Source organism: Streptomyces sp. NPDC041205, assembly GCF_055591765.1.
Genome location: NZ_JBVIZH010000001.1, coordinates 38364 through 57956, shown reverse-complemented (window position 1 = coordinate 57956; position 19593 = coordinate 38364). Strand labels below are relative to the sequence as shown.

Here is a 19593-nt window from a genome sequence, read left to right as displayed (position 1 = left end):
CGCTGACCTGCCGCTTCCTCGCAGAACCCATTCGGCGGTACGTCCCGCGACGTGCGGAATCGTTAATTCCGCTCGTGACGGACGCTTGACGCCCGGCGAATCAAGTCGCATGGACCTTGCCGAATGGGTGGCCAGGACGCTCGGAAGGGGTGATCATGAGAAGTCCAGAGCGCACTTCCCATGAGGAGGCACGGGTGGCCGAGACTCTGAAGAAGGGCAGCCGGGTTACCGGCGCCGCGCGCGACAAGCTCGCGGCAGACCTGAAGAAGAAGTACGACGGCGGTGCGAGCATCCGGGCGTTGGCCGAAGAGACCGGCCGGAGTTACGGGTTCGTCCACCGGATGCTCAGTGAGTCCGGAGTCACGCTGCGGGGACGCGGCGGGGCAACGCGAGGCAAGAAGGCCGCTTCCAGCTAGCCGGCTTCTCGCGGCCGTCCAGCTCCGGGTGGTCCGGTGTGGCCACCCGGTCGATCGGCTGATCGACCGGGTGGTTACTGTGCAGTCACTTGTGGGCGCGCCAGTGCCCGCAGGGCGCGCCGACAGGCGTCCGTCAGGGCGCTGACACGCGCGTGTCCACCATGACTGCACCCACCCGGAGGCACTGATGGCTTCGCCCGACAGCGGTTCGCCCGAGAGCGGCCCGAGCGTCCCCAGCACAACGGCGCCGGTCCTCGACCGGGACGGCGTACGCCTCACGATCGACGAGGCCGTCGCCACGGTGACGCTGACCAACGCGGCCAAGCGCAACGCCCAATCTCCCGCGCTGTGGCGGGCGTTGACCGAGGTCGGCCGGGTGCTGCCCGGCAGCGTCCGCGTGGTGCTGCTGCGCGGAGAGGGCAAGTCCTTCTCCGCGGGCCTCGACCGGCAGGCGTTCACGCCCGAGGGCTTCGACGGCGAACCGTCCTTCATCGACCTGGCACGCGGCGCGGACGACGAGCTCGACGCGGCCATCGCCGAGTACCAGGACGCTTTCACCTGGTGGCGGCGCGGCGACCTCGTGTCCATCGCCGCCGTCCAGGGCCATGCGATCGGCGCCGGGTTCCAGCTCGCCCTCGCCTGCGACCTGCGGGTCGCCGCCGACGACGCGCAGTTCGCCATGCGCGAGACCAGCCTTGGCCTGGTGCCCGACCTCACCGGCACCCACCCGCTGGTCTCCCTCGTCGGGTACGCCCGCGCCCTGGAGATCTGTGCCACGGGCCGCTTCGTCCAGGCCGCCGAGGCCGAGCGCATCGGCCTCGCCAACCTCGTCGTGCCCGGCGACCAACTCGATGCCGCCGCACAGGACTTGGCCGCCGCGCTGCTCGCCGCGCCGCGCGCCGCGGTCATCGAGACCAAGGCGCTCCTTCAGGGCGCCGTCGGGCGCTCGTACGAGGAGCAGCGCCGCGCCGAGCGGGCCGCGCAGGCACGCAGGCTGCGGGACCTGGCGGGCATCGGGGACTGAGGGTTCCCGGGCGGCCGTCGGCCGCGGTCGGCGGGGCGGTCAGTCCACCGCTGTGACCAGGACCGCCACCGACGGCCGGTCCGGCAGGGCCCCGGCGGCGGCCGTGCGGACCGCGCGCGCCACGTCCAGGGTGCGGTGCCGGGCGTCCGCCGCCAGCTCCACGCGGACATGGCGGCGCGGCAGCGTGAGCGGCGCCCCGTGCTCCTCGATGTGGACGGCCCGGGCCAAGCCGCCGAGGACGCCCGCCATCCGCGTCACGCCCGGCACCGCGAGGGCGGCCCGCGCCACGCGCCCCTCGTCGTCGGCGGACGGCTCGTCCCCGTGCCCGGGGCGGGGACCGGAGGGTACGTCGGCCAGGCCGCCGTCGACCGAGGAGGGATCCGCCGGGGCCGCGTCCCCGGACGCCCCGGTCTCGGGCACCGCACCCCCGGGCGCCGCACCCCCGGGCACCGCACCCCCGGACACCGAATCCCCAGGCGCTGCACCTCCGGACGCTCCGGGATCCGCGCCCCCCTCCACCAGCCCCGTCACCCGCAGGTCCACCTCCGTCACCACCAGCCCCAGCAGCTCCGCCGCCGCCGAACCGAGCGCCCCGCGCAGCCGGTCCGCGGCCGTGGCCAGCGGCTCGGTCGCCGCGGCCTGGAACTCCGCGCTGATCCGCAGCGGCCCCGGCGGCAGCGCGCTCGGCGGCGACGGCACCGTGGCGACGTACGCGTCCGGAGACAGCGGAGCGGCGCGCGGCTCCACGAGGGACACCCGCAGGCGGGTCACGCGGACCCCCGCCACTCGCGCGGCCGAGCCGCGCAGCACCGACCGCGCCGCCGACTCCGCGATCCAGGCGCCGTCACCCGGGCCGCCCAGCGGAAGCATCCGGCCGAGGCCAAGTTGGCGGCGTACCGCCGAGGTCCACCCGTCACCCGTCATGGCTCCAGCCTGCCTCATCCCGGGCGCGCTGGTCCCGGGCCGCGCTTAATGTGGATGAAAGAGCAGATCCCCTGCTGAAAAGGACCATGCGATGACCGACACCGGAGAGCGCACGACCTCCCAGACGCTCGCGAAGGAGTCGCCCGACGAAGCCAAGGCTGGCGGCACGGCACGGCGTGGGGGAGGCGACCCCGCGACGCGCGGGCGCACCAGCATCGCCGACGGTGTGGTCGAGAAGATCGCGGGCCTCGCCGCCCGCGACGTGGTCGGCGTGCACGCGATGGGCGGCGGGCTCGCGCGGACCTTCGGAGCCGTGCGGGACCGGGTGCCCGGCAGCTCGAAGGCCGTGACGCGCGGCGTGAAGGCCGAGGTCGGCGAGGTGCAGACGGCCCTCGACCTGGAGATCGTCGTCGACTACGGCGTCTCGATCGCCGATGTCGCCCGGGACGTACGGGAGAACGTCGTCACCGCCGTCGAGCGGATGACGGGCCTGGAGGTCGTCGAGGTGAACATCGCGGTGAGCGATGTGAAGCTGCCGGACGACGAGGACGACGAGCAGTCGTCACGGCTTCAATAGAGGCCACGGCTTGCATCATCCGGCGTCGGGCACCCGTGGATGAGCGGTCCCGCCGCGCGGCCTGGGTATGCGAGAAGCACGGGGCGGACGCGGCGGCGGGCGCGGACGCCGGGGAGTACGAGGCGCGCAGGAGCGAAGGAGCGCACGATGAGCTTTGCCGTGATCGGCATGATCGCCGGAATGGCACTCGGATTCGCCGGGTACTTCGGCGGGTTCGGGGCCTTCCTGCTGGTGGCCGCCCTGGGCGCCATCGGGTTCGTGGCCGGGCGGTTCCTGGAAGGGGACCTGGAGCCCGGGGACTTCTTCCGTACCCGCGGCGACCGGCGGCGCTGAGCGGTGGCCGCCGACGTCGTGGGGCAGGTACCGCCCGGCGAGCGCGGCGCGACCCGGATCGCCGACCGCGTCGTCGCGAAGATCGCCGCGCGCGCGGCACGCGAGGCGCTGCCCGCGCTGCCCGACGAGGCGGCGCCGCCGCACGCCACCGTGAGCGTGCGGCCCCCGGCCGGCGGCTCCGCCCGGGCGGGCGAGGCCCCGCACGGCAGCGCGCGCGTCCGCGTCAGCGTCGAACTGGACTACCCCAGCGACATCGGCCGCCAGTGCGGCGCGGTGCGTCACCGGGTCGCCGAACGGGTAAGGGCGTTGGCGGGCATGGAAGTGCCCGAGGTGGCGGTCCAGGTGGAGCGGCTGCACTCGGCGCAGGCGCGGGCCGCGGCGCAGGGGAGGACCCGATGAGCGAACCCCGGCAGACCGGCGGAACCGACCTGACCAAACCCGGCAAGGCCGTGCCCGTCATCGAGCGCGCCGAACCCGAACTCGACCAGTCCGCGTCCGCGGCCGCCTACCAGCCCCTTCCCACCCTCAGCGACGAGGACGGCTCCCCCCCGCTTCTGGTCGGCCCGGCGTGTGCCCGCCGGGCTGCTCGCCCTGCTGATCCTCGGCGGGGCCGGGCTGCTCCTGTACGACATCGTCGCCGTACGCGCCGACCACCCCGCGATGCGGTGGCGCCGCGACCTCGCCCGTGAACTGGCCGAACGGCCCCTCGACAGCACCGCGGTGCTCGCCGGGGCCGCCGTGGCCGTCGCCGTCGGCCTGTGGCTGTTCGTCCTCGCCGTGACGCCCGGCCTTCGCTCCCTGCTGCCGATGCGGCGCGGCCACGCCGACGTGCGGGCCGGGCTCGACCGGGGCGCCGCCGCGACGGCGCTGCGGGACCGGGCCATGGACGTGGCAGGCGTACGGTCGGTCCGTGTCCGCATGAGCCGCTCCAAGGTGGACGTGCGGGCCGTCTCGCACTTCCGTGAACTCGACGACGTACGCGGCGACTTGGACGCCGCCCTCGCCGACGCCATCCACGACCTCGGGCTCGGCAGGCCGCCCGCGCTGTCCGTGCGGGTGGCGCGGCCGGGCCGGAAGGGGTGACCGCGCCATGCTGCGGACCGTGAACCGTGTGCTGCTCGGCCTGCTCGGCCTCGCGCTCCTCCTGCTCGGCGGGTCCGTCCTCGCCGTCGGGCTCGGCGTCGAGCCGCCCTCGTGGTGGGTGCACGACTCCCGCCACGACGTGCTCGTCAGCGACGCCGACCGGGCGCGGTGGCGGGACGACGGCTGGTGGTGGCCCACCGTCATCGGCGTGCTCGCCGTCGTGGTGCTGCTCGCCCTGTGGTGGTTCACCGCCCAACTGCGGCGGCGGCGCCTCGCGGAGGTGCTGGTCGAGACCGGGGACGGGGAGGGGGCGTTGCTGCGGGGACGGGCCATGGAGGGCGTCCTCGAGACGGAGGCCGCGGCCCTCGACGGCGTCGAGCGGGCCCGGGTACGGCTCACCGGGCGGCGCAACGCCCCCGAGGCGCGGGTCGGACTCGTCCTCGGTGCCGACGCCGTGCCCGCCGAGGCGCTGCATCGCACCTGCGAGGAGGCGTTGGCCCATGCGCGGGACTCCGCGGGCCTCGGGCGGTTGCCGGCCACGGTCCTTCTGCGCGCCGTGAAACACCGCGCCGAACGCGTGAGCTGACGCGGGTCCTGCCCTGGCCGTGGGCGGCGGCCGCCCCGCCGCTGCGCGGCGGCCTCTCCCACCCGCCCGCCCGATGCTGTGGGCCCCGGGTGGCCCCAGCCGACCGGGTCGGCCGAGTTGGCCCCCGACCGGTCTTGCCCTGGCCGTGGGCGGCAGCCGCCCCGCCGCTGCGCGGCGGCTCCTCCCACCCGCCCGCCCGAATCTGTGGGGCCCGTCTTGCCCCTCACCGGCCCTTGCCGACCGGGCCCTTGCCGACCGGGCCCTTGCCGCCCGGGCTTGGCCTGCCGCACGAGCGTGCCCTGCCGACCGGGCCTGCCCTGCCGCCCGACCCTTCCCCGCCCACCAGTCCTGCCCCACACCCGCTCGCCCACCCTGCGGCCAGCAGCAGTTGGGCCACGCGGCTGCCACTCCGGGCACCCGAGCACCTGGGCACCCGAGCACCTGGGCACCCGAGCACCTGGGCACCCGAGCACGCGGGCCCGCGAGCCCAGGCCGTACACCTCACCCCCCGGGGGCTCGCCCCGCGTCCCGCAGCGAACGGGTGGGCGGGTGGGCGGGTGGGAGAAGACCCGCCGCGGTAGCGGCGGGCACCACCCGCCCAGTCGCGTGCTAGAAGCCGTGGCGGGCCCCGCCGTCCACGGGGAGCATCACGCCGGTGAGGTAGGACGCCGCGGGGGAGAGGAGGAACGCGGCGGTGCGGCCGAACTCCTGGGGGGTGCCGTAGCGGCGCAGGGGGATGCGGGACTCGTGGGCCGCGCGGGTCGCCTCGGGGTCGGCGGAGAAGCCGTCGAGTTCGCGGACGCGGTCGGTGTCGATGCGGGCCGGGAGGAGGCCGACCACACGGATGCCGCGCGGCCCCAACTCGTCGGCGAGGGACTTCGCGAAGCCCGCGAGGCCGGGGCGCAGGCCGTTGGAGACGGTCAGGCCGGGGATCGGCTCGTGCACGGACGCGGAGAGGACGAAGCCGATGACACCGCCCTCGCCCAGCTCCGCCGCGGCGGTACGCGCGAGGCGTACCGCACCGAGGAAGACGGAGTCGAACGCGGCCTGCCACTGCTCGTCGGTGTTGTCGGCGACGAAGCCGGGCGGCGGCCCGCCGACGCTGACGAGGATGCCGTCGAAGCCGCCGAAGTGCTCACGCGCCGCCGCCACGAGGCGGTCCGCGACGCCCGGATCGGCGTTGTCCGCGCCGATGCCCACCGCGTTCGGGCCGAGCTCCGCGGCCGCCGCGGCGGCCGTCTTCTCGTCGCGGCCGGTGAGGACGACCTTCGCGCCGTCCGCGACCAGCTCACGGGCGGCGGCGTTGCCGAGTCCACGGGTGGCGCCGGTGACGACGTACACACGGTTGTTCAGTCCAAGATCCATGGCCCTATCCTGCCGCGTCCGGGCCGAAGAGGGCGAGGGCGGTGCCCACGAGCCCGACGTGGCTGAAGGCCTGCGGGAAGTTGCCCAACTGGCGCGCGGCCACGGGGTCGTACTCCTCCGCGAGCAGCCCCACGTCGTTGCGGAGCGCGAGCAGCCGCTCGAAGAGGTCGCGGGCCTCCTTGGTGCGGCCGGTCAGGTGCAGCGCGTCGGCGAGCCAGAAGGAACAGACGATGAAGGTCCCCTCGCCGCCGGGCAGGCCGTCCACGTTGTCCGCGTCCACGGGGGCGGCGGCGACCGGGGTGGGGCTGTCCCCGGCGGTGCCTTCGGCGGCGGTGGCGTCCCCGGCAGTGCCCGCGGCGGCGGTGGCATACCCGGTCGTGCCCCCGGGGGCGGTGGCGTCCACAGCCGTCTCCGCGACCGAGTAGCGCCTCAGCAACCCCTCCCGCGTGCTCAGCTCCTCCCGCACCGCCTCGATCGTGCCGATCACCCGCGGGTCGTCCGGTGGCAGGAACCCCACGCGCGGGATCAGCAGCAGCGCGGCGTCCAGCTCGCGCGAGCCGTACGACTGCGTGAAGGTGCGGCGTTCCGTGTCGTATCCGCGGGCGCAGACCTCCGCGTGGATGTCGTCGCGCAGCCGCCGCCAGCGCGTCACGTCGCCGGGCAGCGCGGGGTCGTCCTCCATCGCGCGCACGGTGCGGTCCGCGGCGACCCACGCCATCACCTTGGAGTGCACGAAGTGCCGGCGCGGGCCGCGCACCTCCCACAGGCCCTCGTCCTTCTCGCGCCAGCGGTGCCGCAGGAACTCCATGAGCGCGAGTTGCAGCCGCCAGCCGTGCGGGCGGGTGGTCAGGCCCGAGCGGCGGGCCAGCGTCAGCGAGTCGACGACCTCTCCGTAGACGTCGAGCTGGCGCTGGCTGACCGCCTGGTTGCCGATGCGCACGGGCGCGGAGCCCCCGTACCCGGGCAGCCACTCCGCCTCGTACTCGGGCAGCCGCCGCTCGCCCGCGAGGCCGTACATGATCTGGAGGTCGGCGGGGTCGCCCGCCACCGCGCGCAGCAGCCAGTCGCGCCACGCCTCGGCCTCCTCCAGATAGCCCGCGGCGAGCAGCGCGCCGAGCGTGAGGGTGGCGTCGCGCAGCCAGCAGTAGCGGTAGTCCCAGTTGCGGACGCCGCCGATCTCCTCGGGCAGCGAGGTGGTGGGGGCGGCGACGATGCCGCCGGTCGGGGCGTAGGTGAGGGCCTTGAGCGTGATGAGGGAGCGGACGACCGCGTCGCGGTGCGGACCGTCATAGCGGCAGCGGGCCGCCCAGGCCTGCCAGTCCTTGACGCTGTCGCGCAGCGCCTGTTCGGTGTCGAGCGGTTTCGGGGCCGGTTCGTGCGAGGGGTGCCAGGTGAGGACGAACGTCACGCGTTCCCCCTCGGCCACGGTGAACTCGGAGTACGTGGCCAAGTCGCGGCCCTCGGTGCGGACCTCCGGATCGGTGCGCAGCCATACGGAGTCGGGGCCCGCGACCGCCACCCGGTGGCTGTCGGTGCGGCGCATCCACGGCACGATCGAGCCGTGGTCGAAGCGCAGCCTGAGCGTGCTGCGCACCGTCACCTCGCCCTGGAGGCCCTCGACGACGCGGACGAGGTCGGGGGCGCGGTCGCGCTGCGGCATGAAGTCGGTCACGCGGACCGAGCCGTCCGGGGTGTCCCACTCGGTGTCGAGGACGAGGGTGTCGGGGCGGTAGGCGCGGCGGGCGCAGACGTCGGCGTCCTTCGGCGCGACGCGCCAGTGGCCGTGCTCGTCGTCGCCCAGGAGCGCGGCGAAACAGGCTCCCGAGTCGAAGCGGGGCAGACACAGCCAGTCCACCGATCCGGCGCGGGAGACCAGGGCGGCCGTCTGGTGGTCGCCGATCAGGGCGTAGTCCTCGATGGGGCGGCGCGGGCGTTGTGACACGGGTGACGGCTTCCCGGTTCGGCGCCGCGTCAACCGGAACCTGGGCGGATCACCGCCGCGCCGGGCGCGCCGCGCGCGGTGGGATCGGCGCGGCGGTGATCAGGCCGTCGCCCGGAACCTCCTAGGCCGTCGCCGGGGAAGCCGTCTCGGCCTCCTCGCCCCGCTCGCCCTCCTCGGCCTGCTCCGCCGCGGACCGCGCGGCCGCCTCCGCCCGGTCCTTGCGCTCGCGCCGGACCAGGACGATCCAGCCCGCGGGCACCCCCGCGGCGAACAGCCACCACTGCACGGCGTACGCCATGTGCGTGCCGATCCCGCTGTGGTCGGGCTCGGCCAGGAGCTGGGGGGAGTCGCCGTGGCGCGGCGCGGTCAGCTCGATGTAGCCGCCGAGCACCTTCTTGCCCAGGGCGTGCGCCTGCTGTCCGCTGCTGATCAGCATGATCTGGCGGTCGGGCAGTCCGCGTACGTCCTTGATGCCGCTGGCCGCGGACGTCTCGTCGCCCATGAGGCGGCCGGTGACGGTGATCTCGCCGCGGGGCGGGGCGGGGATCTTGGGGAAGGCGGTCTGGGGGCCGTCCGCGGGGATCCAGCCGCGGTTGACGAGCAGCACCTTGCCGTTGTCGAGGACGAACGGGGTCAGGACGTGGAAGCCGACCTCGTCGTCGGAGTTGGTGCGGCGGCGCACGACGACCTCGTCCTCGGGGTCGAAGGTGCCCTTGGCCGTCACCCGGCGGTACACCGCGGAGTCCGGTACGTCACGGCCGGGCGCGGTCAGCCGCTCGGCGGGGACCGGCGCGGCGTCCAGCGCCCTGCCGATTCTCGCGTTGTGCGCCACGCGGTTCTCGTGGCGGTGCAGCTGCCAGAAGCCCAGCTCGATCATCACGGGGATGAGGACGAGGCCGACGAGGGTGAGGATCACCCATTGGCGGGTCAGGAGGAAGCGGTACACGGCTTCGACGTTACCCCGCGCGTGAAAGCCCCCGACGGGAGGGGCCCGCTCACACCCTGTCGACGATCCCCACCCGCCCCTCCGCGCGGGCGCAGTGCGCCCCGCAGTACCAGTGGCCCTCGACCTCGACGCCCTGCCCGATGATGCGGCACCGGCAGTGCTCGCAGATGGGCGCCATGCGGTGGATGGCGCAGGCGAAGCAGTCGAAGACGTGCACCGCGCCCTGCGCGTGCACCTCGAAGGACATGCCGTAGTCGTTTCCGCAGACCTCACAACGTGCCATGCGCCACAGAGTGGGACGCGGCGGCGGCGCGGGGCGAGTGGTGGGCGGGCGAGTCGCCCGGCAATCACCCGTCTGACGCGGACCGTGTGGCTGTCATCTTTCGCCGGGAGGGGGTACGGCGGCGGCGCGCGGTGCGCCGTCGGCCGGGGCCACGTCCTGGAGGAGCTGGCCGAAGGCCGCCTCGTCGATGACCGGTGTGCCGTACGCCCGGGCCTTCGTCGTCTTCGACGTGCCCGAGTCCGGGTCGTTCGTGACCAGCAGGCTCGTCAGCCGCGACACGCTCGTCGCGATGTGCAGGCCCGCCTCGAACGCCCGGTCCTCCAGGAGCTCGCGGTCCACGGAGGTGTCCCCGGAGAAGGCGACGCGCATGCCCTGCTTGAGGGGCTTGCCGTCCTCCCACCGCCCGGGGTTCGGGAACGGGCAGGCGGGGCGCTTGCGCGAGGGGCGCCAACTGCCGGACTGGTACGAGGAGTACGCCGAGAACGACGACGAGGGCGCGTCCGCGGCGCCGGGGGAGTGCCCGCCCTGGCGGCCGATGCGGGCGCCGCCGTCGGACCACTCGGTCAGCGGGCGGCACTCCAGGAGCGGCAGCCGCACGCCGTCGCTCGCCGCCGCGCGCAGGCTCGGCCGGAACGCCTCGGCCAGGACCCGGGCGTCGTCGAGGGCGTGGTGGGCGTGGCGCTGGACGACGCCGAAGTGGGCCGCCAGGGACTCCAGCTTGTGGTTGGGCAGCGGCAGGCCGAGCTCCTTGGAGAGCGCGATGGTGCACAGGCGCTGGCGGACGGGGGCGGTGCGCTCCGCGCGGGCGTACTCCCTGGCGATCATCGACCAGTCGAAGACGGCGTTGTGCGCGACGAGGACGCGGTCCGCGAGGCGGGTCGCGAACTCCTCGGCGATGTCCGCGAAGAGCGGGGCGTCGGCCAGCTTGTCGCTCGTCAGGCCGTGGATCCAGACCGGGCCCGGGTCGCGCTGCGGGTTCACCAGCGTGTACCAGTGGTCCTCGACCTCGCCGCGGGCGTCCAGGCGGTAGACCGCGGCCGAGATGATCCGGTCGTCTCTGGACAGGCCGGTGGTCTCGACGTCGACGACCGCGTACCCGGAGGGGTAGGTGGTCGGCCAGGGGGCCTCGGACCCCGGCGCGGTCGCGTCGGTCGTCGCCGGAGTCGCCGATGTCGCGGTCGGCGCCGTCGGCGGTGCGGTCGTGCGGTCTTCGAGCATGGTCCATGAGGATACGGGCCGCGACTGACAGTCAGGTCCCAGGGCCGGGGGCAGGCACCTTCCGGGGGCGGGACAGGCACCTTCCAGAGGTGGCGGCAGCGGCTTTCGGCGGTGGGACCGTCAGTCTCCGGAGAGGGGTTCGAGCAACCCCGCCACCAGCGCCCGCACGGACAGGGTGAACAGCCGCTCCGTGTCCGGCGACCGGGCGAGGGCGCGGGCGAGCGCCGGGTCCTGCTCGGCGGCCCGCGCGTCCCACAGCTCCTGTTCACCGGGGCGCTGCACGGGCGCGCGCTCGCGGTTGCGCTCGACCAGGACGTGGCCGACGACATGGACCTGGACGGCGCGCACGGCGTCGGCGGCCCGGGCGCCGCGCAGTCCCGCCGCGTGCACCTCGTGCACCAGGGCCCGCTGCGCGGGCAGGAACATCCGCTCCGTCAGGCCGCGTTCGTGGACCATCGCGATGAGGTGCGGGTGGTCGCGAAGCAGCCGGCGCAGGGCGCGCGCCACGGACGCGATGCGCCGGGCGGGCGTGCCCCCTCGGGGCCGGATCTCCCCGAGGTCGGCGACGGTCCGCTCGACGAGGGCGTCGAGGAGCTGCTCGCGGTTGCCGACGTGCCAGTAGATCGAGGTGACGGCCGTGCCGAGCTCGGCGGCGAGCTTGCGCATGGTCAGGGCGGCGGGGCCGTGCTGCTTGACGAGGCCCGCGGCGGCGGCGAGGACCTGTTCCCGGTCGAGATGGGCACGCGTCTCTTTACCCTTCACGGCTCCTGTTGTAACTGTGTTACAGAACCCCCGCAAGTATCTGACAGTCCGTCGGCGAAGGGTGGTACGGCATGGCACGCGTACGCTACGGCGCGCGCACCGAGGCCGAAATGGCCGCGACGCGCACCGCGAACACCAAGCTCCCCGACATCTGGTCCACGGGTGTGGTGGCCGTGTGGGAGAGCGACCCGGACACGGTGGCGGCCGTCCTGCCACCGCCCCTGAAGCCCACGGACCGCCCCCTGGTGCGGGCCAACATCAGCAGGGTCGAGCTCGCCGGCTATCCGCTGGGCGCCGGTTCGGTGGCCGTCGCCGCGGAGCACGGCGGGGTGGCGGGCTGGTATCCGCTGGTGATGCCGATGACCCACGAGCGCGCCCTGATCGGTGGCCGTGAGGTCTTCGGTGAGCCGAAGAAGCTGGGCGAGGTCACCGTCGAGCGCGACGGCCTGGTGGTGCGGGCCGCCATGGCCCGGCACGGCATCGCGTTCGTGGAGGTGCGCGGCGCGGTGAGCGGGAGCCTGCCGCTGCCGGAGCCCGCGCGGAAGACCGACTTCTACTTCAAGTTCCTGCCCGCGGTGGACGGTTCGGGCTTCGACGCGGACCCGGTGCTCGTGCACTGCGTACGCGAGGAGCGGGTCCGCAAGCTGGAGAGCGTCACCGGGGACGTGGTGCTGCGCGAGTCGATGTACGACCCGGTGGCGGACCTGCCCGTGCGCCGCCTGGTGGAGCTCACCATCGGGGAGAAGACCAGCGACCAGCGGGGCCGGGTGGTGGAGCGCGTCGACGCGCAGGCGCTGCTGCCCTACGTCCACCAGCGCTACGACGACCCGCGGCAGATCCTGGACGGCCCGCCCGAGGGGAGCGTCTGACATGGAGCTGCGCCGGGGGCGGGTCGCCGTCGTCACGGGCGCGGCGAGCGGCGTCGGGCTCGCCCTCGCACGGCGGTTCGCGGCGGACGGCCTCACCGTCGTGCTCGCCGACGTCGAGGCGGACGCCCTGGAGAAGGCCGCGGCCGGGCTGCGCGCGGACGGGGCGACCGTGCACGCGCGCGTGGTCGACGTCGGCGTGCGCGAGCAGGTCGTCGCGCTCGCCGACGACACGTACGACCGGTTCGGCGCCGTGCACGTCCTGTGCAACAACGCCGGGGTGGGCTCCGGCGCCGAGGGCCGGATGTGGGAGCACGAGCCGAACGACTGGAAGTGGGCCTTCGAAGTCAACGTGTGGGGTGTCTTCCACGGCATCCAGGCGTTCGTGCCGCGGATGCTCGCGGGCGGCGAGGAGGGCCACGTCGTCAACACCTCCTCCGGGGACGGCGGTATCGCGCCGCTGCCGACGGCGTCCGTGTACGCGGTCACCAAGGCGGCCGTCGTGACGATGACGGAGTCCCTGTACGCGCACCTGAAGGCGGAGCACGCGCGCGTGGGCGCCTCCGTGCTCTTCCCCGGACCGCACATGCTGCGCACCGGCCTGTGGGAGTCGCACCGCAACCGGCCCGAGCGGTACGCCAAGTCCCGCCCCCGCAAGGCGCCCTACCGCAGCCTCGGCCAGTGGGAGGCGGCCATGCGCGATGCCGGGCAGAAGGTCGAGTTCACGCCCGTGGAGGACGTCGCGGACCTGGTGGCCGAGGGCGTCGCGGCGGGCCGCTTCTGGCTGCTGCCCGCGAGCGAGCACAGCGACCGGCAGATCCGGGCCCGGGCGCAGTCGATGCTCGGCCGGACCGAACCGTCGTATCTGGAGAGCTTCATCCTGGACTGAGGGAGCCGCCATGACGGACCCGCACGACACCCGAGAACCCCGACAGGGCTTCGCGGAGCCCTACTTGATCGTGTCCTCCGACTGCCACGCCGGGCTGCCCACCGAGGAGTACCGGCCCTACCTGGACGCCCGGTTCCACCGGGACTTCGACGAGTTCCTCGGCGGGCGCGAGCGGCGCCGCGAGGAGATGACCTGGCTCGGCATCCGCAACGAGGCCTTCGCCGACCGCTGGTTCAGCGACAACGAGGAAGGCCTGAGGGGCGGCTGGGACCCCGCGCGGCGGCTCAAGGAGCTGGACGGCGACGGGGTGGCCGCGGAGGTCGTCTTCCCGGACGCCGACGCCGTGGACAGCCGGACCGCCGCGCCCTTCGGGGTGGGCCTCGGCCTGTCCGGGGACCAGGACCCCGAACTCGGCATGGCGGGCGCCCAGGCGCACAACCGCTGGCTCGCCGACTTCGTGTCGGGCCATCCCGAACGGCACTGCGGCGTCGCCCTGTTGCCCGTCACCGGAGAGGTCGACCGGGTCGTCGCCGAGATCCACCGTGCCAAGGAGTCGGGGCTCGGCGCCCTGATGATCCCGTCCATGTGGGTCGACAAGGCGCCCTACCACGACCGGCGTTACGACCCCGTATGGGCCGCGGCGGCCGAGTGCGCGATGCCCGTGCTCACCCACTCCGGGGCGGCGCCCCGCGACGAGTACGGCGACCACCTCGGCATCTACGTCTCCGAAGTGACCTGGTGGCCCGCCCGCCCCCTGTGGTTCCTGCTCTGGTCCGGGGTCTTCGAGCGGCACCCGGGGCTCAGGTTCGGGGTCGCGGAGTCGGGCTGCTGGTGGCTGCCGAACCTGCTGTGGTTCATGGACCGGCTCTACCTGGGCGCGCACGGCGGCAAGAAGCTGTCGCCGTTCGCCGAGCTGAAGCGCCCGCCGCACGAGTACCTGGACCGGCAGATCTTCGTCTGCGCCACCAACACCAAACGCCGCGAGCTGGCCCAGCGCTACGAGATCGGCGTCGACAACATCCTCTGGGGCAGCGACTTCCCGCACCCCGAGGGCACCTGGCCCGACACGCGCGCGTGGCTCGCGAAGACCTTCCACGACATCCCCGTCGCCGAGACCCGCCGCATGCTGGGCCTGGCCGCCGCCGAGGTCTTCGGCTTCGACACCGCGAAGCTAGCCCCGCTGGCCCGCCGCATCGGCCCGACCCCCGCCGCACTCGGCCAGGACCCCGACCAGCGCGCCGTCGAGGTCTCCTGGGCCCGCTCGCGCGACGCGGGCCGCCACTGGCTGACCGGCCACGACTTCCCGACGCTCGGGGTGACCCCATGACAGACACCAGGACGTACGCCGACACCGACCGCTACACCGTCATCTCCGCCGACTGCCACGCCGGCGCCGACCTCCTCGACTACAAGCCCTACCTGGCCGCCCGCCACCACGACGCCTTCGACGCCTGGGCGGCCACCTACGTCAATCCGTACGAGGACCTGCTCGCCGACACCGCCGACCGGAACTGGAACTCCGACCGCCGCGTCGCGGAGCTGGAGGCCGACGGCATCGTCGCCGAGGTGGTGTTCCCGAACACCATCCCGCCGTTCTTCCCGTCGGCGTCCCTCATGGCCCCGGCGCCGACCCGGCAGGAGTACGAGCAGCGCTGGGCGGGCCTGCGCGCCCACAACCGCTGGCTCGCGGACTTCTGCGCGGCGGCACCCGGGCGCAGGGCGGGCGTCTTCCAGATCCTGCTCAACGACGTCGAGGAGGCGGTGCGGGAGGTCCGCTGGGCCGTCGGCGCGGGCCTCACCGGCGGGGTCCTCGTCCCCGGCACGCCGCCGGGGTCGGGCCTGCCCGAGCTGTACTCGCAGACGTACGACCCGCTGTGGGCGGTCTGCGCGGAGCTCGGCGTGCCCGTGAACCACCACGCGGGCTCGGCGTCGCCGCCGCTCGGTGACGAGCCCGCCGCGCGCGCGGTGTTCATGGTGGAGACGACGTGGTTCTCCCACCGGGCGCTGTGGCACCTGATGTTCGGCGGCGCGTTCCGGCGCCACCCCGAGCTGAAGCTGGTCCTCACCGAGCAGGGCTCCGGCTGGATCCCGGGCGTGCTCGCCATGCTGGACTACTACCACGGGCGGCTGGTCGCGGCCGTCGCGCGGCGGGACACCGCCGAGTCCAAGTTCGGCGCCGGGCTCTTCGAGGCCATGGGCAAGGGGCCCTCCGAGGTGTGGCGGGACAACTGCTTCGTGGGCGCCAGCTTCATGCGTCCGCACGAGGCCGCGGTGCGCGACCGGGTCGGCCTCGACAAGATCATGTGGGGCAGCGACTACCCGCACGACGAGGGCACCCACCCCTTCTCGCGCGAGGGCCTGCGCGCCGCCTACGCGGGCCTGCCACCGGCCGAGGTCGCGGCGATGGCGGGCGGCAACGCGGCCCGCGTGTACGGCTTCGACCTGGGGCGGCTGGAGGCGATCGCGGCGCGGGTCGGGCCCACCGTCCAGGAGCTTTCCGAACCCCTGAAGGAGCCCCCGGCCGGGGCGACGAGCCCGGTGTTCGCGCCCGGCGGGCAGACCAGGGTCTGGTGAGCCTCCCGGTGCGCCGCTGCTGTGCGGGCGGCGCACCGGGTGAGACCCTCCCCAGATGAGCGATCAGGCGCCCGCCCCCGACCACGACGAGGCCCACAGCGGGGCGCTCGGCACCCGCCTCAACTGGCTGCGCGCCGCGGTGCTCGGCGCCAACGACGGCATCGTGTCCACCGCGGGCCTCGTCGTCGGCGTCGCCGGCGCCACCAGTGAACGCGCCACGATCCTGACGGCGGGCCTCGCCGGACTGCTCGCCGGGTCGATGTCGATGGCCGCGGGCGAGTACGTCTCCGTGTCCACCCAGCGCGACTCCGAGAAGGCCGCCCTGGCCCTGGAGAGGCGCGAACTGCGCGAGCGGCCTGAGGCCGAACTCGCCGAGCTGACCGACCTCCTCGAAGGGCGCGGGCTCAGCCGTGACGTGGCCCGCGAGGCCGCCGTGCAGCTCACCGAACGGGACGCGCTGAGCGCCCACGCGCGCGTGGAGCTCGGCATCGACCCCGACGAGCTGACCAACCCCTGGCACGCCGCGTGGGCGAGCTTCCTCGCGTTCACCGCGGGCGCGCTGCTCCCGCTGCTCGCCATGGTGCTCCCGCCCGCCGACTGGCGCCTCGGCGTCACGGTCCTCTCGGTGCTCGGCGCGCTCGTCCTCACGGGCTTCAGCAGCGCCCGGCTCGGCTCTGCGGCGGTGCGGCCCGCCGTCGTGCGGAACGTGGCGGGCGGGGCGCTCGCGATGGCGGTGACGTACGGGACGGGGGCGCTGCTCGGCGCGGCCGGGGTGTGAGGCGGTGGTCCGGACCTGCGCCCCGCAGGGGTGCCGCATTGGTGGAGATCGCCAAAAACCAGGGCCGTACCCGCGGTAATACTTAGCAGTAACAACCCCTAGCGGCAGCCCAGAGGCCGTTCTACCGTGCACGCATGTCCCCGAACCTGCCCGATGTCGTGCTGTGGTCCATCCCCGCCTTCGTGGTGCTCACGGTCGTCGAGATCATCAGCCACCGGGTCCACCCCGACGAGGACGCCGCCGGGTACGAGACCAAGGACGCCGCCACCAGCATCACCATGGGGCTCGGCAGCCTGGCCTTCGACTTCCTCTGGAAGATCCCGATCGTCGCCGTCTACTCCGGGGTGTACGCGCTGACGCCGCTGCGCGTGCCCGTCCTGTGGTGGACGATCCCGCTGATGCTGCTCGCGCAGGACTTCTTCTACTACTGGTCGCACCGCGGCCACCACGTGATCCGCGTCCTGTGGGCCTGCCACGTGGTGCACCACTCCAGCGAGAAGTTCAACCTCACCACCGCGCTCCGCCAGCCCTGGACGAGCCTGACGGTGTGGCCGTTCTACCTGCCCCTGATCGCGCTCGGCGTGCACCCGGCCGCGCTCGCCTTCTGCTCCGCGACGAACCTCGTGTACCAGTTCTGGATCCACACCGAACGCATCGGCAAGCTGCCACGGCCGATCGAGTACGTCTTCAACACGCCGTCCCACCACCGCGTCCACCACGCGTCCCAGGGCGGCTACCTGGACCGCAACTTCGGCGGCATCCTGATCGTCTGGGACCGCCTGTTCCGCTCCTGGGTCCCCGAGACCGACCGCCCGGTCTACGGCCTCACGAAGAACATCACGACGTACAACCCGCTGCGCGTGGCCACCCACGAGTACGCGGCGATCGCCAGAGACCTGAAGCAGGCATCCTCCTGGAGCGACCGAGCAGGCCACGTCTTCCGGGGGCCGGGCTGGCGACCGCCCCAGCAGCCCGTCGCGGCCCCGGCGCCGACACACGAACGCACGACGGAGCCGGCGGCGTGACGCGGGCGGAGCCGGGCAGCGGTGTGGCCCGCGGTGAGCCGACGCTGTCGTCCCCCGTTGTGGGCCATCGTGCCGCGGGGCGGATCCCGCCCTCAGAGCAACTCCCGGCGCCGGGCACCCATGCACCTACGTCCAGGAGCCACAGCTACGGCACAGCGGCCCTGGCGGCCTTCGCCCTGGCCGCGGTCGGCGACCTCCTGGCCCTGGCCTTCGGGGCCGACACGGGCCACACCGTACTGAAGCCCCTCCTGATGCCCCTGCTCGCCGCCTACGCAGCCCTCCGCCAGGGCCCGCGCCTCCTGACCGCGGCCCTCCTCTTCGGCTGGGGCGGCGACGTCCTGCTCCTCGGTGACGCCGACCCCCTCTTCCTCGCGGGCATGGGCTCCTTCGCCGTCGGCCACCTCTGCTACCTGGCCCTGTTCCGCAGACACGGCGAACACCACGCCCCGGCCCGGGGCACCTTCGTCGTGGCCACCTACGCCTGCGCCCTGATCGTCACCGTGGCGCTCCTGTGGCCCGACCTGCCGTCGGACATGCGGATCCCGGTGGCGGGCTACAGCCTGCTCCTGACCGCCATGGCCTTCGGCGCGACCACCCTCGGACTGACCGCGGCGGCGGGTGGCGGCCTCTTCCTGCTGTCGGACACCCTCATTGCCACGGACGTCGCCGACTGGCCCCAGGCGCCCCGCCCCGACTTCTGGATCATGCTGACCTACCTGGCCGCCCAGGCCCTCCTGACCCGGGGCGTGCTCACCGGCACCCTCACCAGCGGATCGGCACCGGAACGACGGTGAGCAGCGCCGACACCGCGACCACGGCCCCGAGCGCCATCACCTCGGCGCGCGCGGGCGCGTACGTGCTGAGCGTGCGCTGAGGGGACCGCTTCAGACGGCGCCGGGAGAGCAGCGCGAGGACGGCGACGACGGCCACGAGCAGCACCTTGGCGAGCAGGGTGCGGCCGTACGCCGTGTCCGTCAACTGGTCGGCCACGGTGTCCGGCGGCATGCGGCGCAGCGTGCTGACGATTCCGCTCGCGGTGATCGCGGCGAACAGGACGGCGGCCACGCGCGCGTAGCGGCCGAGCACGGCAACGCCCGCCTCCGGTGCGGTCCTTCGCCAGCTCCGCAGCGTACGCAGCGCGTACAGCAGGCCGCCCGCCCACAGTGCCGCACACGTCAGATGCACCAGCGTGAGCCCGGAGCCGACGAGCGCGGCCTCCTCCGTCGGCGGGTGCGCGCGCAGCGCCTCCGCCACGATCACGGCGGCCAGCGGCAGGACCGCGCTGTCCGGGCGGCGCGAGCGGGCGCAGAGGGCGGCCACGACGAAGGCGTTGACCTCAAGAAGGGCGAGGCGGCCGTCCCGTGACTGGTAGAGGCCGCCGACGTCCAGGTCGGACGGCTGGTGCGGCACCAGGTTGCCGCTGGCGACGACCGAGGCGAGGCCGAGCGCGGCGACACAGCCCGCGACGGCCGCCCACCGCCCCCACCCCGGCGGCGCCGAGGCGAGCGGCGCCCCCGGCACCCGGCGCGCGAGCCGCCGTACGAACACCTCGCCCAGCTGCACGCACAGCGCGGCGAACAGCACCGTCCGCAGGAACGTGATCCCCGGCGTGCCCGGCGCCTCGGCCTCACCGGTGCCGTCAAGGACGGCGGCGGGCCCGAACAGCGGGACGACCGCGGCGACGGCCACGAGGACGAGCAGGGCGACGGCCCGGCCGGAGGAGGGGCGGCGGGGCGCGGTGGCGTGGGGGGCCGTGGGTGCGGCGGGCGGCGCAGGGGGGTACTCCGTGCGCCGTACGGTGAGGTGCAACGTGTCGGCCGGGTTCGGATACGTCGTGTCGGGCGCGGTCGGATACGCCGTGCCGGGGGCCGGATACGTCGTGTCGGGCGGAGCCGCGTGCGCGTCGGCCGGGCCCGCCTGCCCCGGATGGTGCGGCGCGGCCGAATACCCCGTGGGCGACGAGGCGGCGGCCGTCCCGGCCGTGGCCTCGCCGCCCGGGTCC

General features: G+C 74.3%; 21 protein-coding genes and 1 pseudogene. 14 read left to right on the top strand and 8 right to left on the bottom strand.

The window, feature by feature from the left end:
* Window positions 1-194 precede the first annotated feature (194 nt).
* Window positions 195-416 (top strand): helix-turn-helix domain-containing protein, encoded by a 222-nt coding sequence (locus ACZ6BG_RS00300; RefSeq protein ID WP_016645426.1) that lies wholly within the window; start codon window positions 195-197, stop codon window positions 414-416.
* 187 nt (window positions 417-603) lie between these two features.
* On the top strand, window positions 604-1440 hold the full coding sequence (locus tag ACZ6BG_RS00295; protein WP_468994594.1) for an enoyl-CoA hydratase/isomerase family protein: 837 nt from the start codon (window positions 604-606) through the stop codon (window positions 1438-1440).
* A gap of 39 nt (window positions 1441-1479) precedes the next feature.
* On the opposite strand, the gene ACZ6BG_RS00290 is transcribed toward ACZ6BG_RS00295, so the two are convergent.
* Complete coding sequence (locus ACZ6BG_RS00290; protein ID WP_468994592.1) at window positions 1480-2364, bottom strand: nucleopolyhedrovirus P10 family protein; 885 nt, start codon at window positions 2362-2364, stop codon at window positions 1480-1482.
* Window positions 2365-2455: 91 nt separating this feature from the next.
* Here ACZ6BG_RS00290 and ACZ6BG_RS00285 point away from each other — a divergent pair, with 91 nt between their 5' ends.
* The 5 genes and pseudogenes from ACZ6BG_RS00285 (at window position 2456) to amaP (ending at window position 4943) form a co-directional block, all read left to right on the top strand.
* The gene (locus ACZ6BG_RS00285; RefSeq protein WP_468994589.1) at window positions 2456-2941 is read left to right on the top strand and encodes an Asp23/Gls24 family envelope stress response protein; all 486 of its coding nucleotides are present in this window, start codon (window positions 2456-2458) and stop codon (window positions 2939-2941) included.
* A gap of 147 nt (window positions 2942-3088) precedes the next feature.
* The gene (locus ACZ6BG_RS00280) at window positions 3089-3274 is read left to right on the top strand and encodes a hypothetical protein (RefSeq protein WP_289952572.1); all 186 of its coding nucleotides are present in this window, start codon (window positions 3089-3091) and stop codon (window positions 3272-3274) included.
* A gap of 3 nt (window positions 3275-3277) precedes the next feature.
* The gene (locus ACZ6BG_RS00275; protein WP_468994587.1) at window positions 3278-3673 is read left to right on the top strand and encodes an Asp23/Gls24 family envelope stress response protein; all 396 of its coding nucleotides are present in this window, start codon (window positions 3278-3280) and stop codon (window positions 3671-3673) included.
* Window positions 3670-4357 (top strand): annotated as a pseudogene (locus ACZ6BG_RS00270) (DUF6286 domain-containing protein). The gene ACZ6BG_RS00275 and the pseudogene ACZ6BG_RS00270 overlap by 4 nt, the downstream one beginning before the upstream one ends.
* 7 nt (window positions 4358-4364) lie before the next feature.
* Window positions 4365-4943, top strand: a complete 579-nt coding sequence (gene amaP / locus ACZ6BG_RS00265; RefSeq protein WP_468994584.1) for an alkaline shock response membrane anchor protein AmaP — start codon at window positions 4365-4367, stop codon at window positions 4941-4943.
* A gap of 609 nt (window positions 4944-5552) precedes the next feature.
* On the opposite strand, the gene ACZ6BG_RS00260 is transcribed toward amaP, so the two are convergent.
* From ACZ6BG_RS00260 to ACZ6BG_RS00235, 6 genes are all read right to left on the bottom strand, one after another.
* Window positions 5553-6308, bottom strand: a complete 756-nt coding sequence (locus ACZ6BG_RS00260; protein WP_030361345.1) for an SDR family oxidoreductase — start codon at window positions 6306-6308, stop codon at window positions 5553-5555.
* 4 nt (window positions 6309-6312) lie between these two features.
* Complete coding sequence (locus tag ACZ6BG_RS00255; protein WP_468994581.1) at window positions 6313-8250, bottom strand: glycoside hydrolase family 15 protein; 1938 nt, start codon at window positions 8248-8250, stop codon at window positions 6313-6315.
* A 121-nt stretch (window positions 8251-8371) separates the two neighbouring features.
* A complete protein-coding gene (locus tag ACZ6BG_RS00250; protein ID WP_468994578.1) occupies window positions 8372-9196 on the bottom strand; it encodes an SURF1 family cytochrome oxidase biogenesis protein in 825 nt (274 codons plus the stop codon).
* 49 nt (window positions 9197-9245) lie between these two features.
* Entirely contained in the window at window positions 9246-9479 is a 234-nt protein-coding gene (locus ACZ6BG_RS00245; protein ID WP_087883543.1) for a hypothetical protein, read from the bottom strand.
* Between the two features lie 93 nt (window positions 9480-9572).
* Window positions 9573-10697 (bottom strand): DEDDh family exonuclease, encoded by a 1125-nt coding sequence (locus ACZ6BG_RS00240; protein WP_468994574.1) that lies wholly within the window; start codon window positions 10695-10697, stop codon window positions 9573-9575.
* Between the two features lie 120 nt (window positions 10698-10817).
* A complete protein-coding gene (locus tag ACZ6BG_RS00235; RefSeq protein WP_468994571.1) occupies window positions 10818-11459 on the bottom strand; it encodes a TetR/AcrR family transcriptional regulator in 642 nt (213 codons plus the stop codon).
* A gap of 71 nt (window positions 11460-11530) precedes the next feature.
* On the opposite strand from ACZ6BG_RS00235, the gene ACZ6BG_RS00230 reads away from it, so the two are divergent.
* The 7 genes from ACZ6BG_RS00230 to ACZ6BG_RS00200 all read left to right on the top strand — a co-directional run bounded on the left by ACZ6BG_RS00230 (window position 11531) and on the right by ACZ6BG_RS00200 (window position 18385).
* Complete coding sequence (locus tag ACZ6BG_RS00230; protein ID WP_468994568.1) at window positions 11531-12328, top strand: acetoacetate decarboxylase family protein; 798 nt, start codon at window positions 11531-11533, stop codon at window positions 12326-12328.
* 1 nt (window position 12329) lies between these two features.
* Window positions 12330-13214: an SDR family NAD(P)-dependent oxidoreductase gene (locus ACZ6BG_RS00225; protein ID WP_468994565.1), complete on the top strand. Its 885-nt coding sequence runs from the start codon at window positions 12330-12332 to the stop codon at window positions 13212-13214.
* 10 nt (window positions 13215-13224) lie between these two features.
* Complete coding sequence (locus ACZ6BG_RS00220; RefSeq protein WP_468994563.1) at window positions 13225-14541, top strand: amidohydrolase family protein; 1317 nt, start codon at window positions 13225-13227, stop codon at window positions 14539-14541.
* A complete protein-coding gene (locus ACZ6BG_RS00215; RefSeq protein WP_468994560.1) occupies window positions 14538-15788 on the top strand; it encodes an amidohydrolase family protein in 1251 nt (416 codons plus the stop codon). The genes ACZ6BG_RS00220 and ACZ6BG_RS00215 overlap by 4 nt, the downstream gene beginning before the upstream one ends.
* Window positions 15789-15843: 55 nt before the next feature.
* A complete protein-coding gene (locus ACZ6BG_RS00210) occupies window positions 15844-16566 on the top strand; it encodes a VIT1/CCC1 transporter family protein (RefSeq protein ID WP_468994557.1) in 723 nt (240 codons plus the stop codon).
* Between the two features lie 134 nt (window positions 16567-16700).
* Window positions 16701-17591: a sterol desaturase family protein gene (locus tag ACZ6BG_RS00205; RefSeq protein ID WP_468994554.1), complete on the top strand. Its 891-nt coding sequence runs from the start codon at window positions 16701-16703 to the stop codon at window positions 17589-17591.
* A gap of 161 nt (window positions 17592-17752) precedes the next feature.
* A complete protein-coding gene (locus ACZ6BG_RS00200; RefSeq protein ID WP_468997793.1) occupies window positions 17753-18385 on the top strand; it encodes a lysoplasmalogenase in 633 nt (210 codons plus the stop codon).
* On the opposite strand, the gene ACZ6BG_RS00195 is transcribed toward ACZ6BG_RS00200, so the two are convergent.
* Window positions 18354-19400: a CopD family protein gene (locus ACZ6BG_RS00195; protein ID WP_468997791.1), complete on the bottom strand. Its 1047-nt coding sequence runs from the start codon at window positions 19398-19400 to the stop codon at window positions 18354-18356. The two genes, ACZ6BG_RS00200 and ACZ6BG_RS00195, sit on opposite strands and share 32 nt — an antisense overlap.
* Window positions 19401-19593 lie beyond the last annotated feature (193 nt).

Coding starts and splice junctions, on each gene's coding strand:
- ACZ6BG_RS00260 (WP_030361345.1), bottom strand. CDS start 6,308: ATGGATCTTGGACTGAACAACCGTGTGTACGTCGTCACCGGCGCCACC.
- ACZ6BG_RS00205 (WP_468994554.1), top strand. CDS start 16,701: ATGTCCCCGAACCTGCCCGATGTCGTGCTGTGGTCCATCCCCGCCTTC.
- ACZ6BG_RS00245 (WP_087883543.1), bottom strand. CDS start 9,479: ATGGCACGTTGTGAGGTCTGCGGAAACGACTACGGCATGTCCTTCGAG.
- ACZ6BG_RS00295 (WP_468994594.1), top strand. CDS start 604: ATGGCTTCGCCCGACAGCGGTTCGCCCGAGAGCGGCCCGAGCGTCCCC.
- ACZ6BG_RS00215 (WP_468994560.1), top strand. CDS start 14,538: ATGACAGACACCAGGACGTACGCCGACACCGACCGCTACACCGTCATC.
- ACZ6BG_RS00290 (WP_468994592.1), bottom strand. CDS start 2,364: ATGACGGGTGACGGGTGGACCTCGGCGGTACGCCGCCAACTTGGCCTC.
- ACZ6BG_RS00225 (WP_468994565.1), top strand. CDS start 12,330: ATGGAGCTGCGCCGGGGGCGGGTCGCCGTCGTCACGGGCGCGGCGAGC.
- ACZ6BG_RS00230 (WP_468994568.1), top strand. CDS start 11,531: ATGGCACGCGTACGCTACGGCGCGCGCACCGAGGCCGAAATGGCCGCG.
- ACZ6BG_RS00285 (WP_468994589.1), top strand. CDS start 2,456: ATGACCGACACCGGAGAGCGCACGACCTCCCAGACGCTCGCGAAGGAG.
- ACZ6BG_RS00280 (WP_289952572.1), top strand. CDS start 3,089: ATGAGCTTTGCCGTGATCGGCATGATCGCCGGAATGGCACTCGGATTC.
- ACZ6BG_RS00210 (WP_468994557.1), top strand. CDS start 15,844: ATGAGCGATCAGGCGCCCGCCCCCGACCACGACGAGGCCCACAGCGGG.
- ACZ6BG_RS00220 (WP_468994563.1), top strand. CDS start 13,225: ATGACGGACCCGCACGACACCCGAGAACCCCGACAGGGCTTCGCGGAG.
- amaP (WP_468994584.1), top strand. CDS start 4,365: ATGCTGCGGACCGTGAACCGTGTGCTGCTCGGCCTGCTCGGCCTCGCG.
- ACZ6BG_RS00240 (WP_468994574.1), bottom strand. CDS start 10,697: ATGCTCGAAGACCGCACGACCGCACCGCCGACGGCGCCGACCGCGACA.